The organism is Erwinia sp. SLM-02 (genome assembly GCF_037450285.1).
Classification (GTDB): Bacteria; Pseudomonadota; Gammaproteobacteria; order Enterobacterales; family Enterobacteriaceae; genus Erwinia.
Map to the genome: position 1 here is coordinate 2,433,359 of NZ_JAQISN010000001.1, position 21,914 is coordinate 2,455,272.

The following is a 21,914-nucleotide window of genomic DNA, read 5'->3' on the forward strand; positions in this document are numbered from 1 at the left end:
TTTGTGGTAAAAAACGGGGTTAACTTTGTACAGGCTGAATGGATAAAATGACAACACTGGAAACGCAGCAATCAGCAAATGAAGCACGGCTAAGCCAGCGGGCAACCCGCGTCGTTTTTTTAATTGCCGGCATCGGTATGGCGGCCTGGGCTCCGCTGGTTCCCTATGCCAAAGATCGTGCCGCATTAAGCGATGCGTCCTTAGGTACGCTGCTGCTGTTTCTCGGGTTGGGATCGCTGATTGCGATGCCGCTGACGGGTGTTCTGGTTGGCCGCTACGGCTGTAAACGTATCATCACCTGCGGCAGTGTTTTACTACTGGTTCTCCTTCCTCTGCTTGCGACCCTTTCCTCCCCTTTCTCTCTGGCGCTGGCGCTGATGGCCTTCGGCGGCTCAATTGGCATGATTGACGTTGCCATGAATATCCAGGCGGTCGAGGTGGAGAAAAGTTCGGGTAAAGCGATGATGTCCGGCTTCCATGGCTTTTTCAGTATGGGCGGTATTGTCGGAGCCGGGCTGATGAGCCTGATCCTGGCGATGGGCATGGCGCCGGTTCATGCGGTGCTGGCGATCAACCTGCTGCTGATCCTTCTGTATCTATTCTGCCAGAGCCACATCCTCAATGAACGCCTGCATCAGCCGGATACGCCGGTGTTTGTGGTCCCGCGCGGCTGGGTGCTGTTTCTCGGCGTGCTGTGCTTTATTCTGTTTCTTGCCGAAGGTGCCATCCTCGACTGGGGCGCGCTGTTTTTAACCCATAACCGTGATATGCCAGCCGCACAGGCCGGCATGGGCTACGCGGTATTTTCCGTCGCCATGACTATCGGCAGATTATGCGGCGATTGGGTTGTACTAAAAGCGGGCCGCAAGGCAACGCTGCTCTTCGGCTCACTGTGTGCCGCGGCAGGGTTTGTGCTGGCGATAACCATCAACGATTCAACGATGACGCTGGTGGGCTTCTTACTGATTGGTTTTGGCGCGTCAAACACCGTACCAATTCTGTTCAGCGCGGCCGGAAATCAAAAAACCATGCCAATAAACCTGGCCATTTCCGCTATGACGACCATAGGCTACGCGGGTATTCTCGCCGGCCCGGCGCTGATCGGCTTTATCGCCCAGCTGTCGAGCCTTTCCATTGCCTTTAGCGTCGTTGCCGCGCTGCTGTTAGTCGTCGCCGCCTGCGCGCGGTTGATCACACGATGATCGGTAACCCTGTATGACCACGTATAAGTTTCCGCTGACCTCCGCCAACGTAACGCGTTTTTTTGTCCTGTTTATTCTGCTGTTACTGCTGGCATCCGGCTTTATGATCCAGAATGCGGTGAGTGCCTGGCTGACGGCCAGGCACTATGTGATGAACGACATCACCCATGCCATGCAGAAACGTATTGATACTTACCGCTTCGCCACCTGGCAAATCTATGAAAATCTTGCCGCTACCGCGGCGGGAACCGCGCCGTCTGACAGCCTGCAGGAAACCCGCCTGCGCCCTGACGTTTACGCGCTTGAAAAAAGCCGCCGTAAAACGGAAGCGCTGATTTTCGGATCGCACGACAGCAGCACGCTGGATATGTCGCTGCGCATGTCCAACTACCTGGATACGCTGTGGGGCGCTGAAAACAGTACCTGGTCGATGTACTTTCTTAACGGCCAGGATAACAGCCTGATTCTGGTTTCCACTCTGCCGCTGAAAGATATGGCCACCCGCTATAAGGACAGCGCCATCAGCACAATCGTTGAGTCGCGCCGTGCCGAAATGCTGCAGCAGGCCAACGCGCTGGATGAGCGAGAAAGTTTCTCACCGCTGCGGCGGCTAAGCTGGCAGAACGACCACTATTTCACCATGCGTACCACCTTCAACCAGCCGGGTCACCTGGCTACGGTGGTGGCGTTCGATCTGCCGGTCAACGACATCATTCCTGAAACGATGCCGCTGGAGAACTTCCAGCTACGTCAGGATACCGCTCCGGTGGCAGAAGGCAGCGGGAGCGAAGACAGCAGCGATAAAGCGAGAGTGAACTGGGTAAACCCGAACATTGAAATCGCCACCTCGCTGTCCGGCACGCCATTACAGCTGGTTTATCGCGTCCCGGTAACTCAGCTGGCGCTGGATACCCTGCACAACCTGCTCTGGCCGCTGCTGGCGAACCTCAGCCTGCTGCTGCTGTCGCTGGCCGGTTTGTTCCTGCTGCGTCAGCAGTCGCTGCGCCCCAGCGAGAACCAGAGTGCCGAGCTGGAGTCGCTACGCCAGCTCAATGAGGAGATTGTCGCCACGCTGCCGGTGGGGCTGCTGGTCTATGATTTTGCCAACAACCGCACCCTGCTGAGTAACAAAATTGCTGAGCACCTGCTGCCGCACCTGAACCTGCAGAAAATTATCAATATGTCCGATCAGCACCAGGGCGTTCTGCAGGCGACGGTCAACAACGAAGTGTATGAGATCCGCCACGCGCGCAGCGCCATCTCTCCGAATACCCAGCTGTTTATGATGCGCGATCAGGACCGTGAGCTGCTGGTCAACAAAAAGCTGCAGAAGGCGCAGCAGGTTCTGGATAAAAATCATCAGGCGCGCCAGCAGCTGCTGCAGAATCTGGGTCATGCTCTCCAGCACCCGCTCAGCGATGTGATTCAGCGCCTGCTGACGTTGGGCAGCGATTATGATGTTGAGTCGCTGCATCACTCCCTGGAATCGGCGCAGTCCCTCGCGCGCCTGATCGACGATATCGTGCTGCTTAACCAGCTGGAAACGCTGGACTGGGCGCCCGAAGTCAGCCAGTTCAGCCTGCAGGTGCTGCTGGATGAACTGGCACAGGACATTCTGCCGGTGATGCGACGCAAAGGCTTAACGCTGATGATCGCCAACCGTCTGAGCAGCGACGAGCTGCGGCTGGGCGATCGCCGCGCGACGGCCAAAATCCTCTCCACGCTGATGTACTATGCCGTCACCACCACCACGTGGGGGCGGGTCAGCATCACCGTTGAACCGCTTGCGGATAATCCGGATCGGCTGGCGATTGATATCGTCGATACCGGCTCCGGCCTCTCCGCTGACGAGATGGTCAATACCGACTTCCCGTTCCTGGGTGAAACGCATCAGGATCGCTTTGGCCAGGCGTCGGGGATGGCATTCTTCCTTTGCAAACAGCTGTGCAAACAGCTCGGCGGCCAGTTAGAGATCCACGCAGCGGCGGAAATCGGCTCGCGCTACAGCATTCAGCTGCCGCTGCCGCGTGAACCGCAGCAGGATCAAGAGGAAAAGCTGCTGGAGGGTGTGAATGCACTCATTGATATTACCGTTGATGACGTGCGTAAAATCGTGGTTCATCAGCTCGAAGACTGGGGCGCTAACTGCATCACACCGGATGAGCGCTTCTCCGGCCAGGAACATGATGTTCTGGTCACCGACGATCCGGCACGTCTGACGCCGTGGTCGTTACTGCTCACGGACGACGAACCCGGCTTTACACTGCTGGCCCACGGCCAGTATCGGGTGAATTTTAACATCAGCAGCGCCATGCAGGATGCATTGCTGCAGCTGATTGAACAACAGCTGGCCCAGGAAGAGTCGGTTGAGGACAGCGTGGAACCGCAGGATTTGGCACAGCTTTTTGCCAGCGGTTATTTCCAGCTATTTGTGGACACAGTACCGGATGATGTCAGGAGGTTGTATAATGAGGCAGCAGACAGGGAATACAGTGCGCTTGCTCAGACTGCACACCGGTTAAAAGGTGTGTTTGCCATGCTCAACTTGCTCCCCGGCAAGCAGCTCTGCGAAACGCTAGAGCAGCACATCCGCGAATGTAACGATTCATACATTAAAAATACCACCAGTGAAATTGACGCCTACGTCAACGATCTGCTGCAGCAAGGTAACCCATAAAATGAATAACCTGAATGTCATTATTGCCGACGACCATCCCATTGTCCTGTTTGGTATTCGTAAGTCCCTCGAACAAATTGAATGGGTCAACGTCGTAGGGGAATTTGAAGACTCCACGAGTCTGATTAACAGCCTGTCAAAACTTGAAGCGAACGTCCTGATCACCGACCTCTCAATGCCAGGGGATAAATACGGCGATGGCATTACGCTTATCAAATACATCAAGCGCCATTATCCGGATCTGTCGATTATCGTTCTGACCATGAACAATAACCCGGCAATCCTCAGCGCCGTGCTGGATCTGGATATTGAAGGTATCGTGCTGAAACAGGGCGCGCCAACCGACCTGCCGAAGGCGCTGGCTGCCCTGCAGAAGGGCAAGAAATATACGCCTGAGAGCGTGGCGAAGCTGCTGGAGAAAATCAGCGCGGGCGGCTATGGCGACAAACGCCTGTCGCCGAAGGAGAGTGAAGTCCTGCGTCTGTTTGCCGAAGGCTTCCTGGTGACGGAAATTGCCAAGAAACTGAACCGCAGCATCAAAACCATCAGCAGCCAGAAGAAGTCGGCGATGATGAAGCTGGGCGTGGAAAATGACATTGCGCTGCTGAACTACCTTTCGTCAGTCAGCATGTCTTCCGTCGATAAAGATTAATCGACTGCGGGGCGGCCCTTTCGGGTCGCCTCCTCTTTGTTTTAACCTGCCCTGCCCTTTCTCACCCGCTCAGCATAGAACGCCAGCGCCTGCTGCAGAACATCCATCGTCACCGGCTTCGACAGGCAGTTATCCATCCCGGCTTCCATACAGCGCTGCTTCTCTTCGGCCAGCGCGTTAGCGGTCACCCCAACCACCGGGAACGTTTGCCCCAGCTGGCGCAAACGCTGGGTCAGGCGATAGCCGTCCATATTCGGCATATTGACGTCCGTTAACACAATGTCGATTTCGCTGCGGCTGATAACGTTCAGCGCATCCACCCCGTCCTGGGCCGTTTTCACCCGGTAGCCCAGCGATCCCAGCTGATCCGACAGCAGCATGCGGTTTATCGGATGATCGTCCACCACCAGAATCAAAATATCGTCGTTGCTGACCGCACGCTGCTCGGCGGCTACGGCCTGCGGCAGGTCGGCGGGTAGCTCGACCTCAACGCGGTAGATGCGACCCAGCAGCGCCACCAGCTCATGAGGGGCGATGGTACTGTAGATCCAGCGCCCGGCAATCAGCTCCTGCGGTGCCCCGTTGTGTCCGGCATCAAAGCGGATCACCGCGCGCACGTCGCTGTCCGGCTGGAAATCATGGTCGGTAATCACCACATCATCCTCGCCGTATTCGCCTTCATAGCGGTGCACCTGAATGCCCTGCTGCGGCAGCGAGCGGCACAGGAAATCGGCCAGCGTATCGTTACGTATGGCCAGCCAGCAGTGTTTATCCTGCAGGCCGGCGTGCAGCACCGGCGGAACGACCCGGCTGCTGTAGAGAGGAATGCGAATAATAAACTGGCTCCCCATACCCGGCTCGGAGTCCACTTCAATATCACCGTCCATCATATTGATCAGCTTCTCACAGATAGCCAGCCCCAGCCCGGTTCCCTGGAAGTTACGCTGCACGCCGCTGCCCACCTGGAAGAACGGATCGAACAGCTTGATCACCTCTTTAGCCGGGATCCCCACGCCGGTATCGCGTACGCGAAACGCCAGATAACCGTCGCGAACGTAGACATGCAGAACAATCCCGCCGGTATGGGTAAATTTGATGGCGTTATTCAGCAGGTTAGAGAGTACCTGCTGCAGGCGCATCGGATCGCCATTCATCGTTACCGGCACGTCGCTGTCGATATAGCACCACAGCGTCAGCCGCTTCTTAATCACCATCGCCAGGTAGTTAGAGGTGATGTGCGTCACCACTTCGCGCGGCGAGAACTCGCGCGGCTCAATTTTCAGCTGTTCCGATTCAATTTTGGAGAAGTCGAGGATATCGCTGATGATCTTCAGCAGCAGGCTGGATGAGTTGTTCATCGCGGTCACCAGCGACTCAACGCCCTGCGGCAGGCTTTTGGTCTGCAGGAGGTCGAGGTTACCGATAATGCCATACAGCGGCGTGCGCAGCTCGTGGCTGACGGTGGCCAGGAACATCGACTTCGACTGGCTCGCCTGCTCTGCCGCCTGCGCCATTTCCTGCAGGGATTCTTCCATCTTCACGCGCGCGCTGACGTCCACCAGCACGCAGATGGCGACGTTCTCGTTACGGTAGCGGGAGTGGACGAAGCTGATTTGCAGGTTGGTATTGCTGCCGGTCAGCACATCCACCAGATTCGCCTGCTGACCGCAGATAATTTCGGTCAGCCGCTGCCTGTCTTCCTGCGTCAGTATCGTGAGGTAGTTATGTGCCAGCTCGTTACTCAGGATGTTGGTGCCGTCGCTGGTGCGCAGGATGCAGATCCCCACCGGCGCGGAGGCCACGATTTTACGGTTAAACTGCTCGTGTTCTTCCAGCCGATGCGCGTTATCCTCCGCCGGTAAAAACATCCGCCGTTCCAGCAGCCAGGCCAGGGTAAACAGGATCAGTGCGCTGATCAGATTCAGCAGGACGGCATTGATGATGAGGATTTTCAGCTGTTCCACCATCACGTCGGTGGGAACGGAATACACCACGCTCAGGGACGAGGGCGGCAGGCTTTTCTTCATGATTAGCTGTTTATAACCCTGAACGTAGCCAAACCAGCCGTCGTCGTCGGGTAAATCGTCGGAAGAAAACGCCGGCCCGCTGCGGGCGGAAGACAGCACGCGCTGGTTATCCTCATCGACCAGCGTGGCCGTCACCGGCAGGCTGCCCGGGGTAATAAAATCGTCCATGCGGATGGTCTGCTCAATGCCAAGCAGCGCAGCCACTTTATTCGCGACGTAAACCGGCGTCATCATGTAGTAGTAACCCACGCCGGGCTGCGCGGCCGGAGCCACCCAGAAGATACTGCTTTTACGCTCATCCTCATTGCCGTTGCGGTACCTGAGAATACGCTCATTCAGCAGCTTTAAGGCCCGTTCACGATCCACCGAAGCATTACCGACGCCAAAGTCGGCCAGGCACTGGCTTTCACCGCCGACAAAGAACACCCGGTTCAGATCGTAGGCCGTGGCAAAGTTATCCTTCCAGTAATGCAGGAAGTAGCTGAGGGATTCGAGCGAGCTGCGCCACGTATTGCTCATCGCGCTACAGTCCGAGTCCGCATAAAGCGGATAAAACTGCGGAGTGGCGGTTTTTCCGGGAAACACGCCGCTTAACAGGTCAAGCCCGTTGCTGGCGGCATTCAGCCGGTTCTCGGCGATAAATTTGAGTTCGCGGGTGATATCCGCGGAGTGCCGGACGTACCACTGCGTTTGATCGTAGCTGGCGTTAAACTCCTGACGGACCTGCGATTCTCTCTCATGCAGTATGTTGATAATGTAAAACGCGGTCAGCAGAGCACCCAGCGTCCACAGCATCAGCGCCAGCGCGCGGAACAGATAGCGGGAAATTCTTAACGTGGTGCGGAAAGAGACGAGATATTTCAAATGGAACCCACTGACGTCCGTAACAGGCTGATGGTAGAAAACGTGCCGATACAGTAGCGCCAGCCTGCTTAAAAAGCCAGTTTGCACCGCTGGCTCAGGTTAATTCAGTCTGTTCCGAAGAAGATTTCCGCCATTCCGATGGCGTAGTGCCGCACACCCGGCGGAATTCACGATTAAAGTTGGATTTAGTCTGGAATCCGACCTCTTCCATAATCTCAATAATGGATCCCTCTTCACTGCGCAGCCGCGTGCAGGCCTCCCTAATCCGCCAGCCGTTGACGTACTGCGACACGCTTTGCTGGCACAGTGCATTAATCGCTGCTGAAACCCCGCGCGCCGGGATCCCCGCTTTACGTGCCAACAGCGCCAGATTCAAATCCGCCCGTCGGTAAAGCCCTTCCTTCATCAGTCCCTCAACGCGCAGCAGAATAGCGCGATCGCCGGTTTCGGGCTGTCTGGGCACCGTCGGCTCAGGCGACGTGTCATTTTCCGGTGCCAGCACCAGCGCCAGCGATAACACCGCACAAACCAGCAGATTGCCGCAGAACAGCAATACCTGAACCCCTGCCCCGCTGGCCACGTAAACCAACAGCGAAACGGCCACGTCCAGCAGCGCCACCGCAATCAGCATCATCGCCAGCATGCGCCAGGTTTTCACGGTCAGGGCGCTGCGCTCCAGCGCTACCGCCGGCAACGCATCTCCCCCTCTCCTGAGGGAAAACAGCATCACGCCCGCGCAGGAAAACCAGATAAGCGGCATCAATACATCTATCGCCTGCGGCAGTCCGACGATGGCCGCCGCCATCAGCATCACCGGCAGCACGCTCCATCCGTAGCGCAGTGGCTTACCCTGCTGCTCCATCAGAGCCAGCAGGCCAGCGACCGGCAGCATAGCCCCGGTGATCGGCTGGAGCCGATGCCAGCCCCCGCTGTTTAACAGCGTGCCGATCCCGGCGTTCAGGCTGTGTATCAGGCACAGCAGCAGCAGCATGCGCCACACCCATCCCGCCCGCCAGCGTTTCACCAGCAGCAGCAAACAGAGCAGGCTCAACAGAAAATTAATCGGTATTAACATGGGACTCTATCGCGATCGAGGACGCCAGGCGCCGCTAACAGGCTGATAATAAGCTCTTTATACACAAGGAAATAACTTAATGCGCCTGTTTATTTACCTGGTCCTTTTACTTATTCCCGTTAGCGGCTGGAGCTACGATGTGGCAAGCAGACTGGAAACTCTGGAAAACGTCTCCCCGGGGCGGGATCTGAAAGTGCGGATTTTTTATCCCACCCTGAGCAGAGGCGAACCGCAGTTACTCGGCAGCAGCAGGGTTTTTACCGGTTACAGAGCGATTCCCGATGCGCCGATAGCCAGCGGTCGTTTCCCGCTGATTGTGTTAAGCCACGGCAGCGGGGGCAGTAATACCAGCCTGGCCTGGCTTGCCACGGCGCTGGCAGAGCGTGGCGCTATCGTGATGGCGGCCAGTCACCCCGGAAGCACCACCGGGGATTCACGCCCCGAAACGGATCTGACGCTGCAAACACGCGATCTGTCGTTAATGCTGGATCACTATCTTACTGATACCGCATGGAAAAACGCGATTGATGCAACGAAAATCGGCGCGGCAGGCCACTCCAAAGGCGGTTACAGCGTGCTGGCGCTGGCGGGGGGATTAATTAACCGCCAGGGCTTAAATCATTACTGTGGGGCTATGCCGCAGATGCCGGACTGCCGTTTTTACAGGCAAAACGGCATACAGCTTGAGAAAACCGACGATGCCCGCCTCGCGGCCAGCTATCGGGATCCGCGTGTCAAATTTGTTATCGCGCTCGATCCGGGGATGAGCTACGTCTTAACGCCGGAAAGCCTGAAGGCCATTTCCATTCCGGTGCTGACCATTGCCGCAGGCTATTACAGTCGACCAACGGGGAAAATGACCCTGGGGACGGAGAAAATATCCACTCCGCGAATAGTCATGCAGCAGGCCGGGCACTTTGATTTCCTGCCGGTGTGTCAGCCGACGGCAGAGGAGATTCTGGCTGAAGAAGGGGAAACTTTTATCTGCGATACTCCCGCATCGGAGCGGGAGCAGATTCACCGGCAGACGGTCACCGCAGTGACGGTGTTTCTGCAGCAGGCGGGGATGATAGGACGGTGAGTTGAATCGCTGAAGGCAATATACACAACAGATTTCTTCTTCCAGTCTTCAATTTTTGGCAATAAAAAAGCCGGTTCATCTGAACCGGCTTTTCGGAGCGCTAAAGCATCAACGATTACTCGTCATCTGCCTCGGCAGCATCATCATCGGTGTCCACTTCCGGGGCGATCTCGTCATCCCCTTCCGCAACGCTACCGTCGATGGCATCCAGTTCTTCTTCCGCTACCGGCTCGGCCACGCGCTGCAGGCCCACCACGTTTTCTTCTTCCGCGGTACGGATCAGAATAACGCCCTGGGTGTTACGGCCAACCACACTGACTTCCGAAACGCGCGTACGCACCAGCGTACCGGCATCGGTAATCATCATGATCTGATCGCTGTCGACAACCTGTACCGCACCGATCACCGGTCCGTTACGTTCGGTCACTTTGATCGAAATAACCCCCTGCGTCGCACGCGACTTGGTTGGATATTCCGCATTGGCCGTGCGCTTACCGTAACCGTTCTGGGTCACCGTCAGAATCGCACCGTCATCACGCGGCACAATCAGTGACACCACGCGATCGCCTTCGGCCAGCTTGATGCCGCGCACGCCGGAGGCGGTACGGCCCATAGCACGCACGGCGCTTTCCGCAAAGCGCACCACTTTACCGGCGGCGGAGAACAGCATCGCTTCATCGCTGCCGTTGGTCAGCGACACGCCAATCAGTTCGTCGTCGTCACGCAGATTGACGGCAATAATACCGGCGCTGCGCGGACGGCTGAACTCGGTCAGGGCGGTTTTCTTCACGGTACCGCTGGCGGTTGCCATAAAGATATTCCAGCCCTCGGCGTATTCACGTACCGGCAGAATGGCGGTAATACGCTCGTTGGCCTCAAGCGGCAGCAGGTTGACGATTGGACGCCCACGAGCACCGCGGCTGGCTTCCGGCAGCTGATAAACCTTCATCCAGTAGAGACGGCCTCGGCTGGAGAAGCACAGAATGGTATCGTGCGTGTTGGCCACCAGCAGGCGATCAATGAAGTCTTCTTCTTTGATGCGCGCTGCCGATTTACCTTTACCGCCGCGACGCTGAGCTTCGTAGTCGCTCAGCGGCTGATACTTGACGTAGCCCTGATGCGACAGCGTGACTACCACGTCTTCCTGAGTGATCAGGTCTTCGATATTGATGTCGGCGCTGTTGGCGGTGATCTCGGTGCGACGCTTGTCGCCGAACTGATCGCGGATCAGCTCCAGCTCTTCACGGATCACTTCCATCAGACGGTCGGCGCTTTCCAGAATGCGCAGCAGTTCAGCAATCTGCATTAGCAGTTCTTTGTACTCGTCCAGCAGTTTTTCATGCTCAAGGCCGGTCAGTTTCTGCAGACGCAGATCCAGAATCGCCTGAGCCTGCTGCTCGGTGAGGTAGTACTGACCGTCACGAATACCGTACTGCTCTTCCAGCCATTCCGGACGCGCGGCGTTGTCACCGGCACGTTCCAGCATCGCGGAAACGTTGCCCAGCTCCCACGAACGGGCAATCAGGCCCGCTTTCGCTTCGGCAGGCGAGGCCGCACGACGGATCAGTTCAATGATCGGATCGATGTTGGCCAGCGCCACGGCCAGCGCTTCAAGGATGTGCGCGCGGTCGCGTGCCTTGCGCAGCTCAAAGATGGTTCGACGGGTGATCACTTCCCGACGGTGACGCACGAAGGCTTCAATAATATCCTTCAGCGGCATAATCTTAGGCTGGCCCTGGTGCAGTGCCACCATGTTGATACCGAACGACGTTTGCAGCTGGGTCAGCGAGTAGAGGTTGTTAAGAACCACTTCGCCGACCGCATCGCGCTTCACTTCGATCACGATGCGCATGCCGTCTTTATCGGACTCATCGCGCAGCGCGCTGATGCCCTCAAGGCGTTTTTCTTTTACCAGCTCGGCGATTTTCTCGATCAGGCGCGCTTTATTCACCTGATACGGGATTTCATGCACGATGATGGTTTCGCGGCCGGTTTTGGCATCGGCTTCTACCTCGGCGCGCGCGCGAATGTAGATCTTGCCACGGCCGGTGCGGTAGGCCTCTTCAATGCCGCGACGGCCGTTGATGATTGCCGCCGTCGGGAAGTCCGGCCCCGGGATGTGCTCCATCAGCCCTTCTACGGTGATGCTCTCATCATCGACAAAGGCCAGACAGGCGTTGATCACTTCGGTCAGGTTGTGCGGAGGAATGTTGGTCGCCATCCCCACGGCAATACCGGAAGAGCCGTTCACCAGCAGGTTAGGCACCCGCGTTGGCATCACTTCCGGGATCTGCTCGGTGCCATCATAGTTTGGCACAAAATCGACGGTTTCTTTTTCCAGATCCGCCAGCAGTTCGTGGGCAATTTTTGACATGCGCACTTCGGTATAACGCATCGCTGCAGCGGAGTCGCCGTCGACGGAACCGAAGTTACCCTGGCCATCTACCAGCATATAACGCAGGGAGAACGGCTGGGCCATACGCACGATGGTGTCATACACGGCGGTATCGCCATGCGGGTGATATTTACCGATAACGTCGCCGACAACACGGGCGGATTTTTTATACGGTTTGTTCCAGTCGTTACCGAGAACATTCATGGCGTAAAGCACACGGCGGTGAACCGGCTTTAGACCATCACGAACGTCTGGTAATGCGCGGCCAACGATGACCGACATGGCATAATCCAGGTAAGAGTTTTTTAACTCTTCCTCGATATTAACCGGTGTGATTTCTCTGGCTAGGTCGCTCATGGAGCCGCTATCCCTCTAGATTATTCCCGGATTCAAAGGTGCGAAAGTATATCACACTGCGCCCAGGTGGTGAACGGAAAGCGTCAGTTTGGCCGCTTTATTGCATTCTGAACCTCCCCTTACCCGCAGCGCTGCCCACAGGGGTCACGAAACATGTATACTGCAGCGAACTTTGGCTGGAGTAATAACCCAATGAATAAAGAACAAAACGGGGCCGCTCAGAACGTCGACAGCGGAGAGATTGCTAAATTTGAAGCCGTTGCTTCGCGCTGGTGGGATCTGGAAGGGGAATTTAAACCTCTGCACCGCATCAACCCGCTGCGTCTTGGCTACATTGCGCAGCATGCCGGCGGTCTTTTCGGCAAAAAAATCCTTGATGTCGGCTGCGGCGGTGGGATCCTGGCGGAGAGCATGGCGCGGGAAGGCGCGAATGTAACCGGTCTGGATATGGGCGCGGAGCCGCTGCAGGTTGCCCGCCTGCACGCGCTGGAAAGCGGCGTGAAAATTGATTACGTCCAGCAGCTGGTCGAAGAGCATGCCGAAGAGTTTGCCGGGCAGTACGACGTAGTGACCTGCATGGAGATGCTTGAGCACGTACCGGACCCATGCTCCGTGGTTCACGCCTGCGCGAAGCTGGTGAAGCCCGGCGGCGACGTGTTCTTCTCAACGATTAACCGCAACAGCAAGGCCTGGCTGATGGCGATTGTCGGTGCGGAATACGTCCTGCGCATGGTGCCGCGCGGCACCCACGATATTAAGAAATTTATTCGCCCGGGCGAACTGCTGAACTGGGTGGATGAAACGTCGCTGCGCGAGCGCCACATGATCGGCCTGCACTACAATCCGCTGACCAACCACTTCAAGCTGGCACCGGGTGTGGACGTTAACTATATGGTCCATACGCACCGCCCTGAGTAACCCCTCCGCCCTGGTGAATCACCGGGGCTTTTTTTACCACAGTCTCATCAGCTGGAATTACTGGCACGCCGGCTAACGCTTTAGAGCCAGAAAATTCTGGAAATTTCCGTTCTGCACAATATTTCTGCGTTCAATCACGCTGCTAAAAAAAATCTTTTCCCATTGACATGAGCCTGGGCCTTGAGAAACGTGGACTTAGCCAAAACGGGGGTCAACGGACAGCAAATCGTAGTGAAAATCAAGCCTTGTTAACCACACGAAACTTACTAGAATACTCACCATATTGTTATCCAGTCTTCTCTCACCCCCTATATATAGTGTTTATCCACAGAGTTACTCACAACGAGCAAGCTGTGCATAAACGTGGGGATTATTTGTTAAAAACAGGTAAAACGCGACATGAATCAGAGTCTGCTTGTCACTAAGCGCGATGGCCGTACCGAACGCATCGATCTAGATAAAATCCACCGTGTGCTCGATTGGGCTGCCGAAGGGCTGCAAAATGTCTCCGTCTCTCAGGTTGAACTGCGTTCGCATATCCAGTTCTACGAAGGTATCCGTACTTCCGATATCCATGAGACGATTATCAAGTCTGCGGCCGACCTGATCTCCCGCGATGCGCCTGATTACCAGTACATGGCCGCCCGCCTGGCGATTTTCCACCTGCGTAAAAAAGCCTACGGCCAGTTTGAGCCGCCGAAGCTTATCGACCAGGTGACGCGTATGGTGGAGATGGGTAAATACGATCGTCATTTGCTGGAAGACTACAGTCGCGAAGAATTCGAGCAGATGGACGGGTTTATCGACCACTGGCGTGATATGAACTTCTCCTACGCCGCGGTTAAACAGCTGGAAGGTAAGTACCTGGTGCAGAACCGCGTGAGCGGCGAAATCTATGAAAGCGCCCAGTTCCTTTATATTCTCGTGGCTGCCTGCCTGTTCTCCGGCTACCCGCGCGAAACGCGTCTGGACTACGTGAAGCGTTTTTACGATGCGATCTCCACGTTCAAAATCTCTCTGCCGACGCCAATCATGTCCGGCGTGCGTACCCCAACCCGCCAGTTCAGCTCCTGCGTGCTGATCGAGTGCGGCGACAGCCTGGATTCCATTAACGCCACCTCCAGCGCCATCGTCAAATACGTCTCCCAGCGTGCCGGTATCGGTATTAACGCAGGCCGTATTCGCGCACTGGGCAGCCCGATTCGCGGCGGTGAAGCGTTCCACACCGGCTGTATTCCGTTCTACAAGCACTTCCAGACCGCCGTTAAGTCCTGTTCTCAGGGCGGCGTGCGCGGCGGTGCGGCCACCCTGTTCTATCCAATGTGGCATCTGGAAGTGGAAAGCCTGCTGGTGTTGAAAAACAACCGCGGCGTGGAAGGCAATCGCGTGCGCCATATGGATTACGGCGTACAGCTCAACAAGCTGATGTATCAGCGCCTGCTCAAGGGTGAAGACATCACCCTGTTCAGCCCGTCCGACGTACCGGGCCTGTACGATGCCTTCTTCGCCGATCAGGCAGAGTTCGAGCGTCTGTACACCAAATATGAGAAAGACGACAGCATCCGCAAGCAGCGGGTGAAAGCGGTTGACCTGTTCTCGCTGATGATGCAGGAACGCGCCTCTACCGGCCGTATCTACATCCAGAACGTTGACCACTGCAACACCCACAGCCCGTTCGATCCGGCCATCGCCCCCGTTCGCCAGTCTAACCTGTGCCTGGAAATCGCGCTGCCGACCAAACCGCTGCTGGATGTGAATGACGAAAACGGCGAGATCGCCCTGTGTACGCTTTCCGCATTCAACCTGGGCGCGATTGAAAGCCTGGATGACCTGCGCGAGCTGGCAACCCTGGCGGTACGTGCGCTGGATGCCCTGCTGGATTATCAGGATTACCCAATCCCGGCCGCGAAGCGCGGTGCAATGGGTCGTCGTACCCTCGGTATTGGTGTTATCAACTTCGCCTACTACCTGGCGAAGAACGGCGTGCGTTATTCCGACGGCAGCGCGAATAACCTGACGCATAAAACCTTCGAAGCCATTCAGTACTGGCTGCTGAAGGCCTCTAACGATTTGGCTATCGAACAGGGTGCCTGCCCGTGGTTTAACGAGACCACCTATGCTCAGGGTATTCTGCCGATTGATACCTACAAGAAAGATCTGGATGCGATCAGCAACGAACCGCTGCATCTGGACTGGGAAGCGCTGCGCGAGTCGATCAAAACTCACGGCCTGCGTAACTCCACGCTGTCAGCTCTGATGCCGTCAGAAACCTCTTCGCAGATTTCTAACGCCACCAACGGCATCGAACCGCCGCGCGGCCATATCAGTATTAAAGCGTCTAAAGACGGTATCCTGCGCCAGGTGGTGCCGGAGTATGAGCGTCTGAAAGATAACTACGAGCTGCTGTGGGAAATGCCGAACAACGACGGCTATCTGCAGCTGGTTGGCCTGATGCAGAAGTTTATCGATCAGGCGATTTCATCTAATACCAACTACGATCCGACGCGCTTCGCCAACGGCAAAGTGCCGATGAAGCAGCTACTGAAAGATTTGCTGACCGCCTATAAGTTCGGCGTGAAAACGCTGTACTACCAGAACACCCGTGATGGTGCGGAAGATGCGCAGGATGACCTGGCACCTTCAATTCAGGATGACGGCTGCGAAAGCGGCGCCTGCAAAATCTAATCCCCAGGGGGCCATCGGTGGCCCCCCTCTCTGATTTCTGTAGCACGATTCTGCTACCACGACGGATAACTATTTATGGCTTACACCACGTTTTCCCAGAACAAAAATGACCAGCTGCTGGAGCCGATGTTCTTTGGCCAGTCGGTCAACGTTGCCCGCTACGATCAGCAAAAATACGATATCTTCGAAAAGCTGATTGAAAAGCAGCTTTCGTTCTTCTGGCGCCCGGAAGAAGTGGACGTTTCACGCGATCGCATCGACTATCAGGCGCTGCCGGATCACGAAAAGCATATTTTCATCAGCAACCTCAAGTACCAGACGCTGCTGGACTCGATTCAGGGACGCAGCCCGAACGTGGCGCTGCTGCCGCTGATCTCGATCCCGGAGCTGGAAACCTGGGTCGAGACGTGGGCGTTCTCAGAAACCATCCACTCGCGCTCCTACACCCACATTATCCGCAATATCGTCAACGATCCGGCCGTGGTCTTTGACGACATCGTGGCTAATGAGCAGATCCTGTCCCGCGCGAAGGATATCTCCGGCTACTACGACGATCTGATCGAGATGACCAGCTACTGGCATCTGCTGGGTGAAGGCACCCATGAGGTGGCCGGTAAAACCGTCACCGTCAATCTGCGCACGCTGAAAAAGCAGCTGTATATCTGCCTGATGAGCGTCAACGCGCTGGAGGCGATCCGCTTCTACGTCAGCTTCGCCTGCTCGTTTGCCTTCGCTGAACGCGAGCTGATGGAAGGTAACGCGAAAATCATCAAACTGATCGCCCGTGACGAAGCGCTGCACCTGACCGGTACCCAGCACATGCTGAATCTGCTGCGCAGCGGTGAAGACGATCCGGAAATGGCCGAGATAGCCGAAGAGTGCCGCCAGGAGTGTTACGACCTGTTTGTACTGGCAGCCGAGCAGGAAAAAGAGTGGGCGGAATACCTGTTCAGCGGCGGTTCAATGATCGGCATGAACAAGGATATCCTGTGGCAGTACATTGAATATATCACCAATATTCGCATGAACGCCGTCGGCCTGGACCTGCCATTCAAAACCCGTTCAAACCCAATCCCATGGATTAACTCCTGGCTGGTGTCGGACAACGTTCAGGTGGCACCGCAGGAAGTTGAGGTCAGCTCCTACCTGGTCGGTCAGATTGACGCAGAAGTGAATACCGACGATCTCAGCGACTTCGAACTGTAAAATGACGCGTTCGATTATTACCCTGCGTGCTTCCGGCACGCAGCTGGAGTGCAGGGAACATCATACTTCCCTGCTCGCCGCGCTTGAGGCGAATAAAGTCTGTATTGAATATCAGTGTCGGGAAGGGTACTGCGGTTCGTGCCGAACCCGCCTGCTGAAAGGTGAAGTCAGCTACGCGAGCAAACCGCTGGCCTTTATCCAGCAGGGCGAGATCCTGCCCTGCTGCTGTCAGGCGCAGGGCGATATCGAGATAGAACTGTAAAACGGCGGCACCCATCGGGAAAAACCACCCCCGGACTGCGGGCGACCACTGCTTCGGATCGCCCTGTGGCCCGTGCCGTTACAGCGTTTCCACCACGTCAATCCAGCCGTGTCCGGTCGTGACCGTCTGACCATTCAGCCAGCGGCGCAGCATGTTCAGTGCCAGCATAGCGACCATATCTTGCCTGGCTTTCAGACCGTGACGACTGACGTTAAACTTCACCCGCTGCGCAAAGATACCGTCCGGCGTATTCAGCGCGAATCCCAGCATATCCTCTTCGATCCCCCCCACGATCAGCACCACCTGCGCATCATTTTCCTGCGCCAGCACGCGGCTGCGATCCGCCAGCTGCGTCAGGGATTCCGGGCGATTGGGGAGAACGTTGCCTGCATTGAGTTTTGCGCCTGCGGAGACCAGCTGCCACTGCAGCAGCCCGGCGGTAAACTGTTCGCTGACGCTGAGCGACAGCTCGCGCTCGCCCAGCCGCCGCGCCAGCTGCTCCGGCAGCCCTTCCAGCCCTTCGAAAATCACGCTGTCACCGGCAATGTCCCGCACCTGCTGCCAGAACTGCTCCATCTCTGCCAGCTTGTCCGCCGGGCCGTTCAGCTTGAGTTCGATAATCGGCATGGAAGCGCGGTATCCCACCACCACACCTTCCGGCAGCGGCAGCGGTTCAATGGCCGAGGCCAGATCGCTCTCGCCACGGCCAAAGGTGGTCATTCGCAGGCACAGCGGCGGTTCGGGAAGCGGGTAGCGGGCTTTAAGCCGCGGCAGGATCTCGCCGGTGACCATCGTTTTAAACTCTGAGGGCACACCGGGGGTAAAGAAGATCCAGCACCGGTTCAGCTCAATGGCAAAACCGCAGGCGGTGCCTACCGGGTTATCCAGCATTTCTGCACCGGCCGGGATTTCAGCCTGCTTGCGATTGCTGGGTGCCATCGGTTTGCCGCGGCTGGCGAAGAACGCCTCCATTTTGGCCAGCCACTCCGGGTGGATCTGCAGCCCGACACCGGCCGCTGTTGCCGCGGCCAGCGAGCTGAGATCGTCGCTGGTCGGGCCAAGACCGCCGTTAACGATCAGCACATCGGCGACTTTACTGCGCTCGGTCAGTACGCTGACCAGCTCGGGAAGGCTGTCACCCACCGTCTGGCGGCTGGTCATCGGTAAACCGTTTTCAAACAGCACCCCCGCCAGCCATGCTGCATTGGTATCCACGATCTGACCGTGCAGCACTTCATCACCTGTGGCGAGCATTTCCACTCTTATCATTTTTATCTCCGGGTTTCTCAGGTCTTTACACTGTAAGAAGCCCGCCCGATAAAAACAATGTGATTTTCCCCTCTATTTCCGATCGCGCAGCCAGGCCAACAGGCGATGGCGCGACGGCTTAATCCCCTCTCCCTCAAAACGGGGCAGCGGATGCCAGGCAACCGGATTCTGGTAGTTTGCAAGCAGGGGAGCCGCCCACTCTGCCAGCGTATCCAGTGGGATGTCGGCCAACACCAGCGCCACCGGTCGCTGGCCGTATTCGCTGTCCGTCTGCGGTACCACGACAGCCTGCGTTACCGCCGGATGCGCCAGCAGCACCCGCTCAATCACCTCGGGCTGCACCGCCTCGCCGCCGCTGAAAAAAAGAGTATCGAGACGCCCGTCAATGTGCAGTTCATTCCGATCCCAGTGCCCGCGATCCCCGGTATGCAGCCAGCCGTTATCGTCGGTCATCTGCTGCAGTTCACCGTTTTGCCAGTAGCCCTGTGCCAGGGTTGGCGAGCGTAGCCAGACCTCGTTTTCGACCAGCTTCACCTCCTGCCCCGGGAGCGGGATGCCAACGCTGCCGGATCCCTGCACGCGGCCGGCGCAGACCGTGGAGGCCGTCTCGGTCAGACCATAGCCGCACCAGCAGCGGATCCCGGCGGCCTCCGCCTGACGGGTCAGCTCTTCCGGGATGGCTGCTCCGCCGAGCAGCACGGCACGCAAACCGGAGGGTAGCGCGGGCTGATTCAGTAAACGCCACAGCTGGGTTGGCACCAGCGAAGCAAAACTGCTGCGCGCCAGCGCCGCCGGCATATCACGTGACTCATCAACGACCAGCGTTGCTCCGGCGGACAGCCACCGCCAGACGATCCCCATCCCGGAAACGTGAAACAGGGGTAACGACAGCAGCCAGCGATCCCGTGGGGTGAAATCCATCAGCGCGATCACCGCCGCCGCGCTGCGCAGGTGAGCATCAAAGGTATGCACGGCCGCTTTCGCCCGCCCGGTCGTGCCTGACGTCAGCGTCAGCGTCGCAAGCGCGTCCCGCCGCCAGGGGTACTGAACCCGCCCGCTGGCCGTTTCCAGGTTCAGCTGTGCCGCCTGTGGGACCGGTGGCGCATCGAGGCTGAGGGCGAAGGCCACGCCCAGCTCCGGTAACAGCCGATCCAGCTGAGCATCCGGCAGCTGCGGGTTGAGCATCAGCACCTTAGTGCCGCATGCCAGCAGGCTCAGCCACGCCAGCAGCGCCTGCAGGCCGTTGCGGCTGCGCAGCGCGATCGTCATCTCGGGCATCACGCCCTGCCGGCGAAAGCCGTTAGCGTACCCGGTAATTCGCTCAGCCAGCTGCTGCCAGCTTACTGTTTCACTTCCGCAGTCAATGGCCGTCGCCTGCGGATACCGCTGCTGCCAGTGCAGCCAGGGCCAGTCGTTTATTGTTGCCACAGACATTGCAGTCCCTCCATCCCTGAAACCGGTAACGAACTGCCCGGCCACCGGCGCAGCAGCTGTTGCTGCATCAGCTGCAGGGTATCCAGCCCCGGCACGCTGTCCGGGGTTAGCCACTGTGCCAGCCGTGCCAGCTGCGTCAGCCCCAGGCTGGACTCCAGCGCGGAACCGATAACCGGGGTGAGTCCCAGCCGCTGAGCCGCTGCAACCTGCCGCTGCACCTTCTGGATACTGCCGGTCAGCGTAGGTTTGATCACCACCGCCCTTACCCCCTGCTGCGCGCTCAGTAACGTCGTATCCTCACGCAGGCTTTCATCCCAGGCGACAGCAATGCCGGTCTGTCGGGCAAAGGCCAGGCTCTCGGCCACCGTTCTGCATGGCTCTTCCAGGTAGGCGATTCGCCCGCGCAGCTCGGTGGTAACATAGCGGGCAAACTTCAATGCCCGCTCCAGCGTCCAGCTGCGGTTTGCATCCAGCCGCAGTGTCAGATTCGGCAGCGCTTCCAGCAGCAGATTGACCTGCATCCCGTCACGCACCGCCTCATACAGCCCCACTTTCATCTTTGCCAGCGGGGCAGGCTGATTGCGTAAACGTTCAAACAGCGCATCCGGATCGCCGCTGCACAGCAGCGCGCTTCGCAGGTTCCCTTCAGCGGGCAGCCGCCCTTCCAGCTCGGCCAGGGCGCAGCTGATGCCGAACGCGACCGAAGGCAACGGACTTTCCGGCGGCTGTTCTCCGGCACACCAGCGCGCCAGCCATCTCACCGCCTCATGCCGCGCGTGCTCGGGCGTTTCCACGCTAAACTGCGGCAGAGGCGCGATCTCTCCCCAGCCTTCACTGCTATCGTCGATCAGCTTAACCAGCATTCCCTCACGGGTTTTCAACCGCCTGTCGCGCAAAATGACGCCCGCATCCAGCGCAAGCTGATAGCTGAACAGCGTTGCGCTGCGCATTATGGATTACGCCTGAATGATGAGAAATCGGGCTGGCGCTTCTGGTTAAAGGCGTTGCGCCCTTCCTGCCCCTCTTCGGTCATGTAAAACAGCATCGTGGCGTTACCCGCCAGCTCCTGCAAACCGGCCTGCCCGTCGCAGTCGGCGTTCAGCGCCGCCTTGAGACAGCGCAGCGCCATCGGGCTGTTTTGCAACATCTCGCGGCACCAGCGCACCGTTTCCGGCTCAAGCTGCGCCAGCGGCACCACCGTGTTGACCAGCCCCATATCCAGCGCCTGCTGCGCGTTATACATACGGCAGAGGAACCAGATTTCCCGCGCTTTCTTTTGGCCGACGATACGCGCCATATAGGCGGCACCCCAGCCGCCGTCGAAGGAGCCGACCTTCGGCCCGGTCTGACCAAACTGCGCGTTATCTGCCGCAATCGTTAAGTCACACATCATATGCAGCACATGTCCCCCGCCCACCGCATAGCCGGCCACCATCGCCACAACGGGCTTGGGACAGGTGCGGATCTGCCGCTGGAGGTCCAGCACGTTAAGATGATGTACCCCGGCATCGTCCTGATAGCCGCCGTAGTCGCCGCGAATTTTCTGGTCGCCGCCGGAACAGAATGCCAGCTCGCCTTCGCCGGTCAGGATGATTACCCCGACCGCCGGATCGCGACGGGCGTCGTCCAGCGCCTGCTGGATTTCCGTCACCGTCAGCGGACGAAAGGCATTGCGCACCTGCGGACGGTTGATGGTGATCTTAGCAATGCCATCCGCCGTTTTGTGATAGCGAATATCGCTGAATTGAATGGGGACCGGCAGCCACTGTACCGGGGCGGTCAGCAGGGATTCATCGGGAGAAATCATCGG

General features: G+C 57.7%; 15 protein-coding genes. 8 read left to right on the plus strand and 7 right to left on the minus strand.

Going from position 1 to position 21,914, the window contains the following annotated elements:
* The first annotated feature begins 47 nt into the window (after window positions 1-47).
* The 3 genes from PGH32_RS11270 to rcsB are packed head-to-tail and all read left to right on the plus strand — an operon-like array spanning window position 48 to window position 4,531.
* Window positions 48-1,202, plus strand: coding sequence for an MFS transporter (locus tag PGH32_RS11270; RefSeq protein ID WP_337894069.1), 1,155 nt, complete (start codon window positions 48-50; stop codon window positions 1,200-1,202).
* Between the two features lie 13 nt (window positions 1,203-1,215).
* Window positions 1,216-3,879 carry a phosphotransferase RcsD gene (gene rcsD / locus PGH32_RS11275; RefSeq protein ID WP_337894070.1) on the plus strand — a complete coding sequence of 888 codons (2,664 nt, stop codon included), beginning with the start codon at window positions 1,216-1,218 and terminating at the stop codon, window positions 3,877-3,879.
* Window position 3,880: 1 nt separating this feature from the next.
* Complete coding sequence (rcsB, locus tag PGH32_RS11280; RefSeq protein WP_123335150.1) at window positions 3,881-4,531, plus strand: response regulator transcription factor RcsB; 651 nt, start codon at window positions 3,881-3,883, stop codon at window positions 4,529-4,531.
* Window positions 4,532-4,572: 41 nt separating this feature from the next.
* On the opposite strand, the gene rcsC is transcribed toward rcsB, so the two are convergent.
* Window positions 4,573-7,422: a two-component system sensor histidine kinase RcsC gene (gene rcsC, locus PGH32_RS11285; RefSeq protein ID WP_314420732.1), complete on the minus strand. Its 2,850-nt coding sequence runs from the start codon at window positions 7,420-7,422 to the stop codon at window positions 4,573-4,575.
* A gap of 94 nt (window positions 7,423-7,516) precedes the next feature.
* A complete protein-coding gene (locus PGH32_RS11290) occupies window positions 7,517-8,497 on the minus strand; it encodes a helix-turn-helix domain-containing protein (RefSeq protein WP_337894071.1) in 981 nt (326 codons plus the stop codon).
* Between the two features lie 79 nt (window positions 8,498-8,576).
* On the opposite strand from PGH32_RS11290, the gene PGH32_RS11295 reads away from it, so the two are divergent.
* Window positions 8,577-9,578: an alpha/beta hydrolase family protein gene (locus tag PGH32_RS11295; RefSeq protein ID WP_337894072.1), complete on the plus strand. Its 1,002-nt coding sequence runs from the start codon at window positions 8,577-8,579 to the stop codon at window positions 9,576-9,578.
* Between the two features lie 115 nt (window positions 9,579-9,693).
* Here the strand turns inward: PGH32_RS11295 and gyrA are convergent, their stop codons facing one another.
* Window positions 9,694-12,330 (minus strand): DNA topoisomerase (ATP-hydrolyzing) subunit A, encoded by a 2,637-nt coding sequence (gene gyrA / locus PGH32_RS11300; protein WP_314420737.1) that lies wholly within the window; start codon window positions 12,328-12,330, stop codon window positions 9,694-9,696.
* Window positions 12,331-12,522: 192 nt separating this feature from the next.
* On the opposite strand from gyrA, the gene ubiG reads away from it, so the two are divergent.
* From ubiG to yfaE, 4 genes are all read left to right on the plus strand, one after another.
* Window positions 12,523-13,248, plus strand: coding sequence for a bifunctional 2-polyprenyl-6-hydroxyphenol methylase/3-demethylubiquinol 3-O-methyltransferase UbiG (ubiG, locus tag PGH32_RS11305; RefSeq protein ID WP_337894073.1), 726 nt, complete (start codon window positions 12,523-12,525; stop codon window positions 13,246-13,248).
* 399 nt (window positions 13,249-13,647) lie between these two features.
* Complete coding sequence (gene nrdA, locus PGH32_RS11310; RefSeq protein ID WP_314420739.1) at window positions 13,648-15,933, plus strand: class 1a ribonucleoside-diphosphate reductase subunit alpha; 2,286 nt, start codon at window positions 13,648-13,650, stop codon at window positions 15,931-15,933.
* A gap of 75 nt (window positions 15,934-16,008) precedes the next feature.
* Window positions 16,009-17,139, plus strand: a complete 1,131-nt coding sequence (gene nrdB / locus PGH32_RS11315; RefSeq protein WP_205066257.1) for a class Ia ribonucleoside-diphosphate reductase subunit beta — start codon at window positions 16,009-16,011, stop codon at window positions 17,137-17,139.
* A gap of 1 nt (window position 17,140) precedes the next feature.
* The gene (gene yfaE, locus PGH32_RS11320; RefSeq protein WP_314420742.1) at window positions 17,141-17,401 is read left to right on the plus strand and encodes a class I ribonucleotide reductase maintenance protein YfaE; all 261 of its coding nucleotides are present in this window, start codon (window positions 17,141-17,143) and stop codon (window positions 17,399-17,401) included.
* 78 nt (window positions 17,402-17,479) lie between these two features.
* On the opposite strand, the gene PGH32_RS11325 is transcribed toward yfaE, so the two are convergent.
* From PGH32_RS11325 to menB, 4 genes are all read right to left on the minus strand, one after another.
* Window positions 17,480-18,670 (minus strand): nicotinamide mononucleotide deamidase-related protein YfaY, encoded by a 1,191-nt coding sequence (locus PGH32_RS11325; protein WP_314420744.1) that lies wholly within the window; start codon window positions 18,668-18,670, stop codon window positions 17,480-17,482.
* 72 nt (window positions 18,671-18,742) lie between these two features.
* Window positions 18,743-20,104 (minus strand): o-succinylbenzoate--CoA ligase, encoded by a 1,362-nt coding sequence (gene menE, locus PGH32_RS11330; protein ID WP_337894074.1) that lies wholly within the window; start codon window positions 20,102-20,104, stop codon window positions 18,743-18,745.
* Entirely contained in the window at window positions 20,086-21,054 is a 969-nt protein-coding gene (menC, locus tag PGH32_RS11335) for an o-succinylbenzoate synthase (RefSeq protein WP_314420746.1), read from the minus strand. The genes menE and menC overlap by 19 nt, the downstream gene beginning before the upstream one ends.
* A complete protein-coding gene (menB, locus tag PGH32_RS11340) occupies window positions 21,054-21,911 on the minus strand; it encodes a 1,4-dihydroxy-2-naphthoyl-CoA synthase (protein WP_337894075.1) in 858 nt (285 codons plus the stop codon). Before menB ends, menC begins: the two co-directional genes overlap by 1 nt.
* Window positions 21,912-21,914 lie beyond the last annotated feature (3 nt).